Here is a 14516-nt window from a genome sequence, read left to right as displayed (position 1 = left end):
CCCCGAAGACCCGCCTGCTCTTGGTTCGTTCCGGCCATGCGACAAGCGTCATTGACTCGGAATCCAATCGTCAGCCCATGATGGGTATATCCCTCAGGGGTAGACTCTGGGCGAGCAATGATCAACTACGTGTGATCGAAGAGGGTTCTGTGGCCGATTACCCCATCTCACCAGCAGCGTTACCCCCGCAGGTTCTCGATCGAGACGAGATGCGCGAAGCCCTACGCATCCGAGATTTCGGTGCGGTTTTCAAGATTGCTCGCCAGTGGGGAGGCGTGAGCTTCCAGAAAATCGCCGAGGCATGTGGCATCAAACCCAACCGCGTGGGACTGCTGGCACGCGGCGAAGGTGAGATCACCACGATCGAAAAAATCGAGACGATCGCCGATGCTCTGCGAATCCCTGGGGACATGCTGGGACTTGCACCACGCCCGTGGGAGCGGGGTAGTAGGGAACCCTCCAAAGACGTCGCTCTCACAAGTTCAGCACATGAACAGACAAAAGAGTCCGAGATCGGACTCACGTACACACGTTCCCTCACCGATACGCTGACCGTTGTATCGACTCTGGGGAGCAGCGACATGAACCGACGGTCATTCCTCACCAACGCGACATTTGCCGTAAGTGCTCTGGGTGTACCAAGCCGTGATTGGCTGGTGGCTAGCCTTGAAGACTTGGACGGAGCGAAGCCCCGTCGGGTAGGGGCCGACCAGATCGAGACCATCCGCCGCGCTTTCGCCGGCTTCCAGGAGATGGACGTCATCGGCGGTGGAGGCGATACAGCACGGCGACTGGTCGCGCAGTTCCTCACCGAGCATGTAATGCCGCTCGTTGGGCAACCCCACGCACCAGCGATACAACATGCCCTCTACGAGGTGGCCAGCGAACAAACCTATCTCGCCGGGTGGATGGCATTCGATGCCGGGCGCCAGGGACTAGCCGAGCGCTACCTGATTCAGTCACTCCGGCTAGCTCAGGCATCCGGCAACAGAATGCTTGGGGCACACGTACTTGCAGGTCTCAGCGATCAGGCCACCCAACTCGGACATCCAGAAGAGGGGCTGTCTCTCGCCCGTGCCGGGCGCCAAGGACTACGTGGGATCACCGCGCCAGCAGCGACCACCGATCTGCTTGTCCTTGAAGCACGCGCCCATGCCAGTCTCGGCGACGTCATGTCAGCCGTACGTGCCATCGACAAGGCCGAACGCACCTACGACACCGTCAACCACCAGAACGAACCTGAGTGGGCCCGCTTCATTGACAGCGCATACGTCACCGGCGAGATTGCCGGGAGCTTGCGTGACATGGGCGACTCCGTCAACGCAGAAGCGTTCGCGCGCGAGTCGATCGCCGCCGCCCAAGCCCAGAAGCGCCCCCGGCGAGCATCCCTCAGCCAAGCAGTCCTAGCCGCAAGTCACATCCAGCGCAACGAATTGGATGCTGCCGCCACGGCCGCCCATCGTGCGCTTGACCTCTCGGCGGGCATTCCGTCCGTCCGGGTCAGTGCCGCCATGGACGGGCTTCAGATGCGGATGAAGGGCCATGCAAGTCAACCCGAAGTCGCAGCCCTCATGTCACGGTTTCAGTCCATGTGACTTCTGGTAGGGGAAGCCGCGTACGCCGCGCGTGACTGGTCTACTGCGGTGGGAGCACTTGGGGAAGGCATCGGTGAACTAGCCGACTTCCCCCGCGACCAGGCGTACTACTCGGAACGGCTAGAGGACGCTCAACGCCGTCTCTAAGGTCGTTCGTCGACCCTCACAACGTCATGAATTGCGATGTCAACCAGGGGCCCATCGTCAGACAGCGGATCAAGCTTCAGCCGGGAGTGCCACCAAAGCCCGCAGTGCCGTTTGCATCTGGCCAATGCTGGGCCCGTAACCCGATTCGGTATCGAACTCCAGTCGGACAGTGTGCCGCTTCGGGTAGTCAGCCGTCGTGCTGTAAGTAACGTCCCAGTTGCCCGTTTGCCACTCGCTCATGCCCATTGCCGCCTCCGAGTCCGCCGGCCGGCTATCGTAGCGGCCCCGCCCGACACCGAGTTCGGGCCCCACGTCGACCACCAGCGTGCGACGACACGCCCCGCAGCAACGACCCCGGTCGGGCGGGCAAGGAAGGCAAGGTCACGATCCAGATAAGGTATAGACCAATTCTCACGCATCTTCGCTGGTCACGTCACCAAAGTTGAGACGACGCGTGCATGACTCAGGCTGCCAGCCCGAGGTTACATTCACGAATCTGTTGCACCCAATAGAAAACCGAATCCTGCGCCGCGTGGTGGGTGATCTCGCCCAGGTCCGGCAGGACCAGGAAGTCGCCCTTCTCCCACTCCACCGCCTGGCCGCCGACCAGCGACATGCCCCGTCCGTACATGACGTAGTAGAGCTGCGAGGTCGCGTTCGGCCGCACCGCGAGCCGGTCGCCCGCGTTGATCCGGACGAAGTTGGCCAGCAGCGCCGGACTGGTCGCCGGGCCGCCCGCGATCCGCATCGGCTCGGCCAGATCGAGCGGGATCACCCGGGTGACTCCGCCGGCGTGCAGTTCGGCCGGGAAACGCTCCACCGGGACGGGCGTCGTGTATCCGGCGCCGATCGGGTTGGCCGCCTTCGTGTACTCCCAGTAGACCGCGTCCGCACTCCACGCGGCGGCGGTCGCCGCAAGCGGCCCCTCGAAGCCGAATCGGGCCACGTCCACCAGCGGCGGCGCCGCGACGGTGGGGTCGAAGAGCGCGGATTCCCGCTCTCCGGACCGGTGCTGATCGGCCGTCACCTCGGGCTGCGCGGTCATCCGAAATCCCTTCACGAGCGACTCCCCCGGTCCTGTCATGGTGCCACCGGACCGGTTGTCGCAGGGAGCGGGAAGTCTCACACCGGCAACGCGATACAACCGCACGCCTGCCCCGTACGACCACGCCGACCCGTCGGCCGACCGCACACACGCCCGCTCCGCGTCGACCACCGTCGACGGACGGGCCCGAGGCCGACCGCGTCCGCCCGGTCCCGCGCCGGCTGTCCACCGATCGACGGACAGCCGGCGTCCGTCGATCGTACGACCCGCCGCCCGACCCGCACCCGCCATCGTCGAGGCATGACGACACAGCGCCGGCGCCCGACCCGCACCCACCCCGACTCGGTGATCACGGTGCGCGGGTTGCGCCGGAGCCACCGAGGCCGCCCGGCGGTGGACGGCCTCGACCTGGACGTGTACCGAGGCGAGATTTTCGCGCTGCTCGGCCCGAACGGGGCGGGCAAGAACACGACGACCGAGATCCCGAGGGCTACCGCTCCCGGGACGCGGGCGAGGTCGCGCTCCCGGGCCGGCATCCGGCGAGCGCGGGTTCGCGCCGGCGGACCCGGATCGGCATCGTGCTCCGGGAATCGGCTGACGTGGCGGAGCTGACCGTGCGCCCGGGCGGCGAGATACCGGAGCCGACCATCACCCGACCGCCCTGGAAGACGTCGGCCTCGACCTGAACGAACCACCGGCCGGTGTGCGGCGGTTCGCGGCGCTGTTCCCGCTCGAACGGCTGATCCAGGGGATGCGTTCGGTCTTCCTGCCGGACACGTTCCAGGCGGTCGAGCCGGCCGGAAGCCGGGAACCGGCCGGGTGGCGCTGGTGCTCGCCGGGTGGGGTGTGCTCGGCTTGGTCGTGTGGATCGGGACCTTCGACTGGAGCGGAAACGAGCGTTGAACGCGGCACATGCGGTTGATGCGGTGAATGCGGCGAACCCCGCCGGTGCGGTGCCCGGGGCCGGTGCGGTGAGCACCCCGATACCCGCCCCGATCGACGAGGAGGAGATCCTCTTCGGAAACAAGTTGCTCACCGCGTACCGCTACGCCTACTTCATCCTCGCCGCGACCACCGCCGCCGAGTTCGGCGCGGACCAACCGCCGTGGTGCCTGGTGGTGCTCGTACTGCTGCCGGTGTCGTTCCGGCTGCTGCTCCCACCCGGGGTGGATCCGTACACGTGGGATCGGCGTGGGCAGATCCACCTGGTACTCGCGTATGGCGGAGTGACCGCGCTGAGCATGGTCGATCCCGACCGGATCGCCCTGATGTACGTATTGATGCCGTTGACCTTCACGTTCATCGAGCGCATGCTCCCGGCGATGGCGGCGGGCGTCTACCTCTTCGGCGTGAACGGCGCGTTCCAGGCCCGGGAGGCGCACTGGGCGCACGATCGGATGATCAGGATCCTGGCCGAGATGGTGGTCGCGCTCGGCTTCAGCTTTCTGATGGCCCGGATCATCAACTGGCTGGCCGCCAAGGTGCAGGAGCGCGGACGGCTGCTGCGCGAGTTGGAGGCGACCCGGGCCGAGCTGGCCGCGACGCACCACGAGGCGGGAGTGCGGGTCGAGCGCGAGCGCATGGCGCGCGAGATCCACGACACGCTCGCACAGGGCTTCACCAGCATCCTGATGCTGCTCCAGGCGGCCGGGATCACCGTGGACTCGGACGCCGCCGCCACCCGCAAACGCCTGGAGCTGGCCGAGCGGGTGGCCCGGGACAACCTCGCCGAGGCCCGCGCCCTGGTCGCCGCCCAGGGGCCGGCGGGCGGCGCGGAGCGTGCCGAGCCGATCGCCGAGTTGCTCGGTCGCACGGTCGCCGGACTCGGCGAGGAGTTGGAGGTGTCCGCGACGTTCCAGGTCGCCGGCGTCGAACACGAGCTGTCCTCGACGATCCAGGTGGTGTTGGTACGAGTGCTTCAGGAGTCGCTCGCCAACGTCCGCAAACACGCCGACGCCCGTTCGGTGACGGTGGAGTTGGCCTACCGTCCGTTCGCCACCCGGCTGACCGTGGTGGACGACGGACGAGGCTTCGAACCGGGGCGGGGGAAGGGGGGATACGGTCTTCCCGGAATGCGGGCGCGGCTGGCGCAGGTCGGCGGCGAGGTCGAGTTGCTCTCGGCGCCCGGCCGAGGCACGACCGTACGGGTGGAGGTACCGCAGTGATCCGGCTGCTCATCGCCGACGACCATCCCGTGGTGCGCGAGGGCCTGGCGGGCATGCTCGCGGCCGAGGCCGACTTCGAGGTGGTCGCCTCCGTCGAGGACGGGGAACGGGCGGTGGCCGGCGCCGCCGAGTTGCGGCCGGACGTGGTGCTGATGGACCTGCGGATGCCGGGCACCGACGGCGTCGCCGCGACCCGGCGGATCGTGCGCGAACTGCCCGGGGTGCAGGTACTGATCCTGACCACCTACGACACCGACGGCGACATCGTGCGCGCGGTCGAGGCGGGCGCCACCGGCTACCTGCTCAAGGACACCCCTCGGCTGGAACTGGCCGCCGCAATCCGCGCCGCCGCCCGGGGCGAGACCGTGCTCGCCCCGCCGGTGGCCGCGAAGTTGGTCACCCGGTTGCAGGCACCGGTCCGCGACGCGCTGAGCCCGCGCGAGACGCAGGTGCTCGGCCTGGTCGCACGTGGGATGACCAACGCCGAGATCGGCCGCGAGTTGTACATCGGCGAGGCCACCGTCAAGACGCACCTGCTGCGCACCTTCAACAAGCTCGGCGTGACCGACCGCACCGCCGCCGTCACGGTGGCCATGGCGGACGGGCTGCTGCCCGGCGCCGGCAGATAGGCCGCGCTACCCGGCGATCAGGCGCGCGTACCGGCCCTTGTGGAACATCAGCGGCGCGGTGTCCCGTGGCAGGTCCAGGGCGGTGACCGTGCCGATCACGATCACGTGGTCGCCGCCGGGCAACTCGTGCGCGATGTCGCACTCGATCCAGGCCACCGCACCGGCCAGGCGCGGAGCACCGTTGTCGGCGGGCGCCCAGTCGACGTCGACGAACTTGTCGCCGCCGCTGCGGCCCATCGCACGACACACGTCCTGCTGGTCCTCGGCAAGGATGTTGACCACGAACCGGCCGGCCGCGCGCACCCTCGGGTAGGTCGTCGAGGTGAGCGCCGGAGCGATCGAGATGTACGCCGGCTCCAGCGACAACGACGTGAACGACTGGCAGGCCATGCCCACGGGCGCGCCGTCGTGGATCGCGGTGACCACCGTGACGCCGGTGGCGAAGTGGCCCATGACCTGACGCATCCGCGCCTGATCGATCCCGGCCGACGGCGTCGTTGCGCTGGACATGGCTGCCCCCAGGGGTCCGAAGCTGGATTTCTTGCATATGACTAATAGTCGTATGCCTTTTTGTCCCGGCCATTGAACGGCGGAACTGACGAACCGTCAATAACCTGGAGCGGGCTTCCGCCCCGTGATCACCGCCACCTTGACGGCCCCTTTCGGCGCGTTCGGGAACTTACGTGTGCCTGCTGCACGTCCGGATCAGTAGCAGTAGCGTCGTCCGCGACGTCATACATCCTCTGGAAGGAACACCCATGGCCGTGAGCCTGAGCAAGGGCGGAAACGTCTCCCTGACCAAGGAGGCCCCTGGCCTGACCGCGGTCGTCGTCGGCCTCGGCTGGGACCTCCGCACGACCACGGGCGAGGACTTCGACCTCGACGCGAGCGCCATCGTGGTCAACGCGACAGGCAAGGTCTACTCGGACCAGCACTTCGTGTTCTTCAACAACATGAAGACCCCGGACGGCACCGTCGAGCACACCGGCGACAACCGCACCGGTGAGGGCGAGGGCGACGACGAGCAGATCAAGGTCAACCTCGCGCAGCTCCCCGCGGACGTCGACAAGGTCGTCTTCCCGGTCTCGGTCTACGACGCGGACAACCGCAAGCAGTCGTTCGGCCAGGTCCGCAACGCGTTCATCCGCGTACTGAACGCGGCCGACAACGTCGAACTCGCCCGCTACGACCTCTCCGAGGACGCGTCCACCGAGACCGCGATGCTCTTCGGCGAGCTCTACCGCGCCGGCACCGACTGGAAGTTCCGCGCCCTCGGCCAGGGCTACGCCTCCGGCCTCGCCGGCATCGCCAAGGACTTCGGCGTCAGCGTCTGACCCCACCCCAAGCAACCCCGAACGCCGGCCGGGCCACACCCCGGCCGGCGTTTCCACACCCCGACCCCAGGACCACCCCACCCACCTTCAAAACCACCCAGCCCCACTCCTCCTTGAGCCAAACCCAGCCCACCCAACGCACAAGCACAACCGGCCCGGCCGGCGCTTGAGGACCCTCAGCCCCGCCGGCGCTTGAGGCCACCCAGCCCCGCCGGCGCTTGAGGCGAAACAGCCTGGCCGGCGTTTGAGGCCACTCAGCCCCGCCGGCGCTTGAGGCCACCCAGCCCCGCCGGCGTTTGAGGCGAAACAGCCCGGCCGGCGTTTGAGGCCACTCAGCCCCGCCGGCGCTTGAGGGCCACCCAGCCCCGCCGGCGCTTGAGGCGAAACAGCCCGGCCGGCGCTTGAGGCCACCCAGCCCCGCCGGCGCATGAGGCGAACCCAGCCCAACCGGAATCCCCGCCACACGCAAGGAGTTTGGCCCGCCCACTCCCGGCAAGTCATGTGTGCACGAGCAAAAACAGCCAATACACGAAGTGCCTCCAAGGTTCCACCGAAACCGCACGATCCAAGCCCCGACCCACCTGGGAGTCCCCGTGAACCCGACAGCGACCGTGATCCTGGCCGTGGTGATCGTCGTCGCCCTCGCCGCCGCAGCCTTCGCAGGCCGTTCGATATTGCGACGCAGGCATCTCCAAACGCGATTCGGCCCCGAGTACGATCGGGCCGTCGAGCAGTACGGCGACCGACGCGAGGCCGAGCGCAATCTGGTCGACCGCGAGCGTCGGCACAACGAACTCAAGCTCGAACCGCTGGACCCGGCCGCCCGAGAGCAGTACGCGACCGAGTGGACCGAGGTCCAGGAACGGTTCGTGGACGCTCCGGACGACGCGGTACAGGCGGCGGACGAGCTGATCAGCCGACTGATGCGCGAGCGCGGCTACCCCACCGGTGCACACGACAAGCGGATGGAACTGCTGTCCGTCGAACACGGCCACACGCTGAACCACTACCGCCAGGCACACGAGATCGCCCGACGCAGCGAGGCCGGCCAGGCCGAGACCGAGGACCTGCGCCAGGCGATGATCCACCACCGCGCCCTGTTCGACGACCTGCTCGGTCAGCCCTACCGGCCGCGCCGCAGCGAAGGCACGAGGACCGCTCCCCCGACCGGCGCGACCGACCCGACCGACACCGCCGGCGCCCCCCGCACCACCGGCTCGACGCGGAACGAACGAACCGACGCGTGGCAGGCCGACCAGGACGCCAAGGGCCCCCGCCTGGACACCACGAAGCCGGAAACCCGCTGACCGAACGCCCGCCCGGGCGCCCCCGGACACCGAGTGGTCACGGACAACGGAAAGAGCGGTCCTGAACGGGGAACGCTCGGAGGAACGGCGCCACCGCCAGTCGTACCGGACGAGAGGACCCATACCGATGCGCAAGCAGAATTCCCCGAGCGGACCGGGCACCGCCGGTCCCGGCCGGGACGACGCTCCCGTCGTCGAACGCGACGAACGCGACCGCGCCGCCCGCCAGGCCCGCGTCACCGACGGCGCCGGTCCGGGTTCCGGCGGGATCCCGCCGGCGCCCACCCAGCCGCCGTCCGTGGCCGGCCTCCCGCACCGCCAGCACGACGACGTGGAGCCATACGGGACGTCGGTCCTCCCGGTCCGGAACGCGGCCGACGGCGCACCGCCGGCGCCCTCGGCGGGAGCCGGTGCACGGAGTTCGTCGAACCGCACGCCGACCGCGCGCAAGACGTCGCGCCGGACCGGCCCCGCCGCGGAGCCGCTGTTCGACCGGGAGACCGGCGAAGAGTTGCACGCGCGCTTCCGGGACACCCTCGCGGCCTTCGTGGACAGCCCCGCCGACGCGGTCTCCGACGCCGACGAGGTGGCCGCGCGGCTCACCAAGCTGGTGACCGACGCGATCCAGGCCCGACGCGACGAGTTGGAGCAGGCCCGGCGCGCGGCGGGAGACGACACCGAGCAACTGCGGCTGGCGCTGCACAAGTACCGCTCGTTCGTGCAGGCGATGTTGAAACTCTGACCGACGCGCTACCGGGGACTGTCACCCACGTGGGTGAGAGTCCCCATCCGCGCGCCCACCCGTGCCCCAATCCGCGTCACCGCCGATGTCCGCGCTGCCGCTCCAATGTTGGGCCACGTCCCGCGACAGCGCCCGCGCGGCGGTCGTCACGGTCGGGATCAGCCGCCGCAGGTCGGCCGTACGGCGTCCGGTCACCAGCGACAGCGCGGCGACCACGGTGTCGTGCCGGTCCCGGACGGGCGCCGCCACCGAGTGCGCGCCGACGGTCATCTCGCCCGACGTGGTGGCCACACCCGTGCGACGGACCTCGGTCAGGCACTCGCGCAGCCGGTCCGGATCGGTGATGGTCCGCGACGTGTGCGCGGCAAGCGGCTCGGACAGCGCCCGCTCGCGCAACTGCCTCGGCGCGTACGCGAGCAGCACCTTGCCGACACCGGTGGCGTGCAGCGGCAGTTCGGTACCCACCCGGGTGACGATCGGCATCGAGCGGGTGCCGCGCAGCCGCTCCAGGTAGAGCGCCTTGCCGTCGCGCAGCACCGCGAGCTGGACGTTCTCGTGCGTCGCCTCGTACAGGTCCTCCATATGCGGCAACGCGAGATCGCGCAGGTCGGTCGCGGCGTGCGCCTGGGTACCGATGTGCCACAGCTTGACCCCGACCCGATACGACCCGTCGTCCAGCCGCTCCAGAAACCCGCCGGCGACCAACTCGGCCATGAGCCGATGCCCGGTGGCCGGCGCAAGATCCGCCCGCCGACACACCTCCGTCAGCCGCAACCGCCCATCCCCCGCCGCAAACGCACCCAGGATGGCCATCACCTTCCCGGCAACCGTGCCCGGCGTCATCCCGACCTCCAACCGAACAACCTCCCCCACCCAATCCCCACCCCCACCCCCACCAACCTCCTCCAGCCCGTCCCCCACCCGAGGAAGACCAAAGCCCCCACCAACCCCAACCCACCCACCGAACCGACCACCCCCTCAGCCGTCCGGCGTCCGAGGAAGACCAAAGCTCCCCACCCGCCGAACGCCTGCCCCCTTCGGCCCGTCCGGCGATTGAGGACGAACAAGGCCCCCACTCCCACCAACCGCAACCCCACCCACCGAACCGACCGTCACCCCCAGCCCGTCCGGCGTTCGAGGACAAAAATCCGGCCGCAGGCCAGGATTCACCCTCCCGCGCGCCCCGCCGCCACATGCGCGGAGATCGCCGAAGTGACCACCTCGGCCTGCTGGATATTCACCAAGTGCGCCGCATCGCCGACCTCCACCAGCGTGGCCCCCGAAATCCCCGCAGCCAGTTCCCGCGCCTGCTCGATCGGCGTCGACGGATCCCGCTCGGCACCGATCACCAACGTGGGCACGTCGATCCGCCCGAGCTCCGACCGCAGGTCGTACCGCGCCAGCGCCTCGCAGCACCCCGCGTAACCCTCCGGCGGACACCCGTACAGCATGTCCAGGATGCGCCGCACCTCGGCCGGCTCGCGCGTGGCGTACTCGGGCGTGAACCAGCGCCGGATCACCGTGTCGGCCAACTCCCGCATGCCCCGCGAGCGCACCGTCGCGGCCCGCTCCAGCCACGGCTCCGGCTCGCCGAAGCGCGCCGACGAGGAGCACGAGACCAGGGCGGTCAGCCGCTCGGAATGATGCACGCCCATCCACAGACCGACCGCCCCGCCGAGCGAGATGCCCGCGTAGGCGAACCGCTTGATGCCGTACGAATCGGCCAACGTGAGCACGTCGCCGACCAGATCGCCGACCGAGGCCGTACCCGGTACCGGGTGGGATGTGCCGTGTCCGCGCAGGTCGTAGCGCAGCACCCGGTGGTGCCGGGACAGTTCCGGGATCTGTGCGTCCCACATGCCCAGTTCGCTGCCCAGCGAGGGGCCGAGGATCAACACCGGGGCGTCGGCCGGGCCGTCGAAGCGGTGGTTGAGCGTGGCGATCGTCATTGGTCCTTCTCTTGGAACACGGTGCGATGGTGCGCGAGCGCCCGGCCGAGCAGAGCCGGGGCCGAGCCGAAGCAGGCGGCCGGATGGAAAACCGCCTCGTCCAACGACCCCAGCAGATCACGAAGGTGCCGGCCGTTTCGCGCCGAGGTCCGACCTGCCCCGACCGGCCGGCTTCCGCGGCGCGCGCCGGCACCGAGCGCCGCTCGTACCGCACACGGTCTCCGGTCGCCCGCCACCAACGGGCGCCCGACTTCCGCCCAGCGGAAGCCCAAGGCCCGGGCGCCGGATCGGACCGGGATTCTTTGCCCGACCGCGACCACCGGGCCCGAGCACACCGTTAGCCTCTGATCGCCCTGCCGCAATCGCGGTGGCGGCCTCACGGGGAGGCGACGCACATGGCGGTCCGCAAGGCAACGATGCAACGGCAGGTCGCGGAGGCGGTGGCCGCCGCCAACCCGGGCGATCAGCCGCTCGCCACGATGTTCGTGGTCCGCGGCCCGAACCCGATGTTGTTCGCGTTGTTCGGCGGAATCGGCGCACTGATCGGGGCGTCGATGTCCGACTACTACTTCTTCACGGTCACCCAGCAGGGGGTGATGTTCCATCGGGCGAGCGCGCTCTCCAGCAGGCCCAAGGAGGTCGCCTACGCGCTGACCCACGCCCAGGCCGGCGCACTGCTCTCCGAGCTGAAGATCAACACGACCTGGAGCCGGATGCACTTCTGGTTCCCGGGCCGGGACCGCCCGGCCAAGCTCAACTTCCCCCGCCCGTGGCGCGCCGAGGGCGAATGGATCTTCCGCTTCCTGATCGACGCGTACACCGCCTCCGGCGGCCAACAGCAGCCCTACGCCGCCCAAGCGCCCAACCCGTACGCAGCACAACAGAACTCGTACCCCGGCCAGGCCCCGCCGACCCCGAGTCCGTACCCGGCCCGGGCCCAGGCCCCGCAGCCCACGAACCCGTACCCGGCCCAGCCCCCGCAGCCCCCCGTCGGCTACCCGCCGCAGGCCCCGAACCCGTACGCGCAGTATCCGCAGCAGGGCGGCCCGCACCCCGGCTGACCCGCCCGCGCCCGCTCCTCCCGGAGCCGCCCGGCCCGACGACCGGCTAGCCGCGCGACGGGAGGGGCAGCGGGACGGCGGGGAGGCCGTCGATGCTCGCCACGTTGTAGGGCTTACTGCCGGTGTACTCGGCGAACTCCGCGTCCGTCTTGCGGGCCAGGAACTCCTCGTGCAGCGTGCGCTCCTCGCGGTAGTCCATGAACGGGACCGCGTAGCCGCACGTGTCGCTGATCAACGTCGCGCGCACCACCACGACCGCGCGCAGCCCGCTCGCGTCCGCGTCGCCGAACCGGGCCACCAGGTCGGCGAAGCGCGGATCGTCGCGGAAGACCGCTTCGCCGATCCCGTGCACCCGGACGATCTTCGGCGGGCCCTCGAACGCGCACCACATCAGCGTGATCCGGCCGTTCTCCCGCAGGTGCGCGATGGTTTCGGCGTGGCTGCCGCCGAAGTCCAGGTAGGCCACCGTCGTTTCGTCCAGCACGACGAGCGTGCCGGAGCGACCCTTGGGCGACACGTTGACATGCCCGTCCTCGGCGAGCGGCGCGCTCGCCACGAAGAAGACCGGCTGGTCCTCGATGAACTTTCGCAGGCGGCCGTCCATGCGTTCATACGTCTTTCCCATGTCCGCATTATCCGCGCCGCCCCGTTCGGCCCCCCTCCGGCACTCCCGACGGCGCCGTCAGCATGCCCGCACCGCCGCCCGCACCCGCGACAGCGCGGCCGGCGCCACCGACACCGCGTCGCAACCGAGCCGGACCAGATGCGGCAACACCGCCGGATCCGCCGCCGCGTCCCCGCACAGCGACACCGCGCGCCCCCGGGCGTGCCCGGCCCGGATGGTCTGCGCGATGGCGTCCAACACCCGCGGATGCGCCGCCGACGCGGGGGTCAGCCGCGGGTCGTCCCGGCTCAACCCGAGCAACCGGGAGGTCAGGTCGTTGGTGCCCAGCGACAGGAAGTCGGCGTGCTCGGCGAGGTCGTCCACCTGGGCGAGCACCTGTGGCAGTTCCACCATCGCGCCCAACGGCGGCGGGGCCAGGCCCAGTTCACCGCACGCGGCGGCGAGCAGACCCCGAACATGCTTGATCCGCCGGGGATGGTCGACCATCGGCAACAACAGCGCGACCTCCACCCCCGTCTCCGCCGCCGCGCGCATGATCCCGCGCAACTGCGCGGTCAGCGCCTCCGATCCGGGCAGCGTCATGCGCCGGTCGCGCAGGAACGGCGGTCGTTTGTCACCGGTGAAATCCAGGGTGCGCACCACGACCGGCCCCGGCGGCACCGAGGCCAACACCGGCGCCAGCACGGCCACCTGCCGTTCCTCGTCCGGCCAACCCGACTCCTCGGCCAGGAAGGGAAGTTCGGTACGCAGCAGGCCGACGCCCTCGGAGCCCGCCTCGGCCGCGGCGAGCGCGTCCGAGACGGTCGCCACGTTCGCCCGCACCCGGATCCGCCGCCCGTCCCGGGTCATCGCCTGCCCCGCGCCGCCACCGGGCACCCGTCGAGGCGCCGGAATGGTACGCACCCGCGCACCGGCGTTGGCCTCGACCGTACCCGCCTCGCCGTCCACCAGGATCAGGTCCTCGGCCAGGTCGGCCAGCGCCGCCACCGGGATGCCCAGCACCAGCGGTATCCCCAACGACCGCGCCACGATGGCCAGATGTCCGGTCGGCCCGCCCCGCTCGGAGACCGCCGCCGCCGGCCGGGGGCCGCGCAACAGGTCCATCGCCGCGAGCTCGGCACCGACCAGCACCGCAGGTGCCCCGCCCGGGAGTTGCCCGCCCGTCGGATCCTCGCCGCGCAGCAGCGCCTCGGCCTGTCGGCCCACATCGCGTACGTCCACCGCACGCTCGGCGATCAGTTCGTCGTCGAAGCCGGCCAGCAGGTCGGCGAAATCGTGTACCGCCGCCGCCAACGCGTCGATCGGCGCCAGACCGCTCGCCAGATGTAGTGCGACGCCGTCCCGCAGTTCGCGGTCCCGCGCGATCAGGGCGGCGAAGTCGACGATGTCCGCCTCCGCCGACCGCCCGCGGGTACGCAGCGCGCCGGCCAGATCGTCCATGTGCCGGGCCACGGTGTCCAGCGCCTCCGGGATGTCGGCCGGTGCCGCCGGAGCCGGTACACCGCCTGCTCCGACCCGGGCCACCACGAGCCGACCGACCGCGGAACCCGGTGCGACCCCCGTGCCGCGCAGTACCGTGCTCATACGACCCGGGCACGGTCGCGGCCGGCCCAGTGCAGCTCTCCCACGCTGTGTCCCCTTCTTCCCACGTCGTCCAACCGCCGCACGTCGACCCGCGCCGGTGGGCGCGCGGGTGCCGTGAGCGGTAACGGTTGCCGGCACGACACCGGTTCGACCCGGCACAAGACAACCACCCGGTCCCGCGACACAGTCTGGTGGACACACGGACCGTGTCCAGCCGGGTTGTGCGCAAAGGGGGCGGATGGGGACGGTGGGACGCACAAAAGGGGAAGTGGGGGACCCGAACGCGGAGTCGACGTTCGCCGACACCGCAACAGGCATCTCGACAGGCACCCG

The 14516-nt window shown here is 70.0% G+C and carries 14 protein-coding genes; 8 read left to right on the top strand and 6 right to left on the bottom strand.

Translation table 11 applies throughout. The features are described 5' to 3' along the window. Positions 1-131: 131 nt before the first annotated feature. On the top strand, positions 132-1595 hold the full coding sequence (locus tag ACH4U8_RS39215; protein ID WP_360315871.1) for a helix-turn-helix domain-containing protein: 1464 nt from the start codon (positions 132-134) through the stop codon (positions 1593-1595). 610 nt (positions 1596-2205) lie between these two features. On the opposite strand, the gene ACH4U8_RS39210 is transcribed toward ACH4U8_RS39215, so the two are convergent. Next, positions 2206-2787 (bottom strand): hypothetical protein, encoded by a 582-nt coding sequence (locus ACH4U8_RS39210; RefSeq protein WP_395782893.1) that lies wholly within the window; start codon positions 2785-2787, stop codon positions 2206-2208. A 300-nt stretch (positions 2788-3087) separates the two neighbouring features. On the opposite strand from ACH4U8_RS39210, the gene ACH4U8_RS39205 reads away from it, so the two are divergent. From ACH4U8_RS39205 to ACH4U8_RS39195, 3 genes are all read left to right on the top strand, one after another. Beyond that, positions 3088-3399, top strand: coding sequence for an ATP-binding cassette domain-containing protein (locus tag ACH4U8_RS39205; protein WP_395782892.1), 312 nt, complete (start codon positions 3088-3090; stop codon positions 3397-3399). A 314-nt stretch (positions 3400-3713) separates the two neighbouring features. After that, entirely contained in the window at positions 3714-4952 is a 1239-nt protein-coding gene (locus ACH4U8_RS39200; RefSeq protein WP_395782891.1) for a sensor histidine kinase, read from the top strand. Further along, the gene (locus tag ACH4U8_RS39195; RefSeq protein ID WP_395782890.1) at positions 4949-5581 is read left to right on the top strand and encodes a response regulator; all 633 of its coding nucleotides are present in this window, start codon (positions 4949-4951) and stop codon (positions 5579-5581) included. Before ACH4U8_RS39200 ends, ACH4U8_RS39195 begins: the two co-directional genes overlap by 4 nt. 6 nt (positions 5582-5587) lie before the next feature. Here the strand turns inward: ACH4U8_RS39195 and ACH4U8_RS39190 are convergent, their stop codons facing one another. Beyond that, entirely contained in the window at positions 5588-6091 is a 504-nt protein-coding gene (locus tag ACH4U8_RS39190; RefSeq protein WP_395782889.1) for a flavin reductase family protein, read from the bottom strand. A 248-nt stretch (positions 6092-6339) separates the two neighbouring features. Here ACH4U8_RS39190 and ACH4U8_RS39185 point away from each other — a divergent pair, with 248 nt between their 5' ends. The 3 genes from ACH4U8_RS39185 to ACH4U8_RS39175 all read left to right on the top strand — a co-directional run bounded on the left by ACH4U8_RS39185 (position 6340) and on the right by ACH4U8_RS39175 (position 8964). Further along, positions 6340-6915 carry a TerD family protein gene (locus ACH4U8_RS39185; protein WP_020555158.1) on the top strand — a complete coding sequence of 192 codons (576 nt, stop codon included), beginning with the start codon at positions 6340-6342 and terminating at the stop codon, positions 6913-6915. Positions 6916-7508: 593 nt separating this feature from the next. Beyond that, the gene (locus tag ACH4U8_RS39180) at positions 7509-8222 is read left to right on the top strand and encodes a hypothetical protein (protein WP_395782888.1); all 714 of its coding nucleotides are present in this window, start codon (positions 7509-7511) and stop codon (positions 8220-8222) included. Between the two features lie 127 nt (positions 8223-8349). After that, entirely contained in the window at positions 8350-8964 is a 615-nt protein-coding gene (locus ACH4U8_RS39175; protein WP_395782887.1) for a hypothetical protein, read from the top strand. A 21-nt stretch (positions 8965-8985) separates the two neighbouring features. Here ACH4U8_RS39175 and ACH4U8_RS39170 read toward each other — a convergent pair whose 3' ends face one another. Together ACH4U8_RS39170 and pcaD are read right to left on the bottom strand one after the other, a co-directional pair. Continuing rightward, positions 8986-9807 (bottom strand): IclR family transcriptional regulator, encoded by an 822-nt coding sequence (locus tag ACH4U8_RS39170; RefSeq protein ID WP_395782886.1) that lies wholly within the window; start codon positions 9805-9807, stop codon positions 8986-8988. Between the two features lie 323 nt (positions 9808-10130). Continuing rightward, positions 10131-10913 (bottom strand): 3-oxoadipate enol-lactonase, encoded by a 783-nt coding sequence (pcaD, locus tag ACH4U8_RS39165; protein WP_360318277.1) that lies wholly within the window; start codon positions 10911-10913, stop codon positions 10131-10133. 395 nt (positions 10914-11308) lie between these two features. Here pcaD and ACH4U8_RS39160 point away from each other — a divergent pair, with 395 nt between their 5' ends. Further along, positions 11309-11974, top strand: coding sequence for a hypothetical protein (locus ACH4U8_RS39160; protein WP_395782885.1), 666 nt, complete (start codon positions 11309-11311; stop codon positions 11972-11974). Between the two features lie 46 nt (positions 11975-12020). On the opposite strand, the gene ACH4U8_RS39155 is transcribed toward ACH4U8_RS39160, so the two are convergent. Together ACH4U8_RS39155 and ACH4U8_RS39150 are read right to left on the bottom strand one after the other, a co-directional pair. Continuing rightward, on the bottom strand, positions 12021-12599 hold the full coding sequence (locus ACH4U8_RS39155; protein ID WP_360318282.1) for a pyridoxamine 5'-phosphate oxidase family protein: 579 nt from the start codon (positions 12597-12599) through the stop codon (positions 12021-12023). 57 nt (positions 12600-12656) lie between these two features. Continuing rightward, a complete protein-coding gene (locus ACH4U8_RS39150) occupies positions 12657-14183 on the bottom strand; it encodes a putative PEP-binding protein (protein ID WP_360318285.1) in 1527 nt (508 codons plus the stop codon). Between the last annotated feature and the right edge of the window lie 333 nt (positions 14184-14516).

It is taken from the genome of Embleya sp. NPDC020886 (genome assembly GCF_044333915.1).
Taxonomy (GTDB): Bacteria; Actinomycetota; Actinomycetes; order Streptomycetales; family Streptomycetaceae; genus Embleya.
This window is presented reverse-complemented; position numbering and strand designations above follow the sequence as displayed.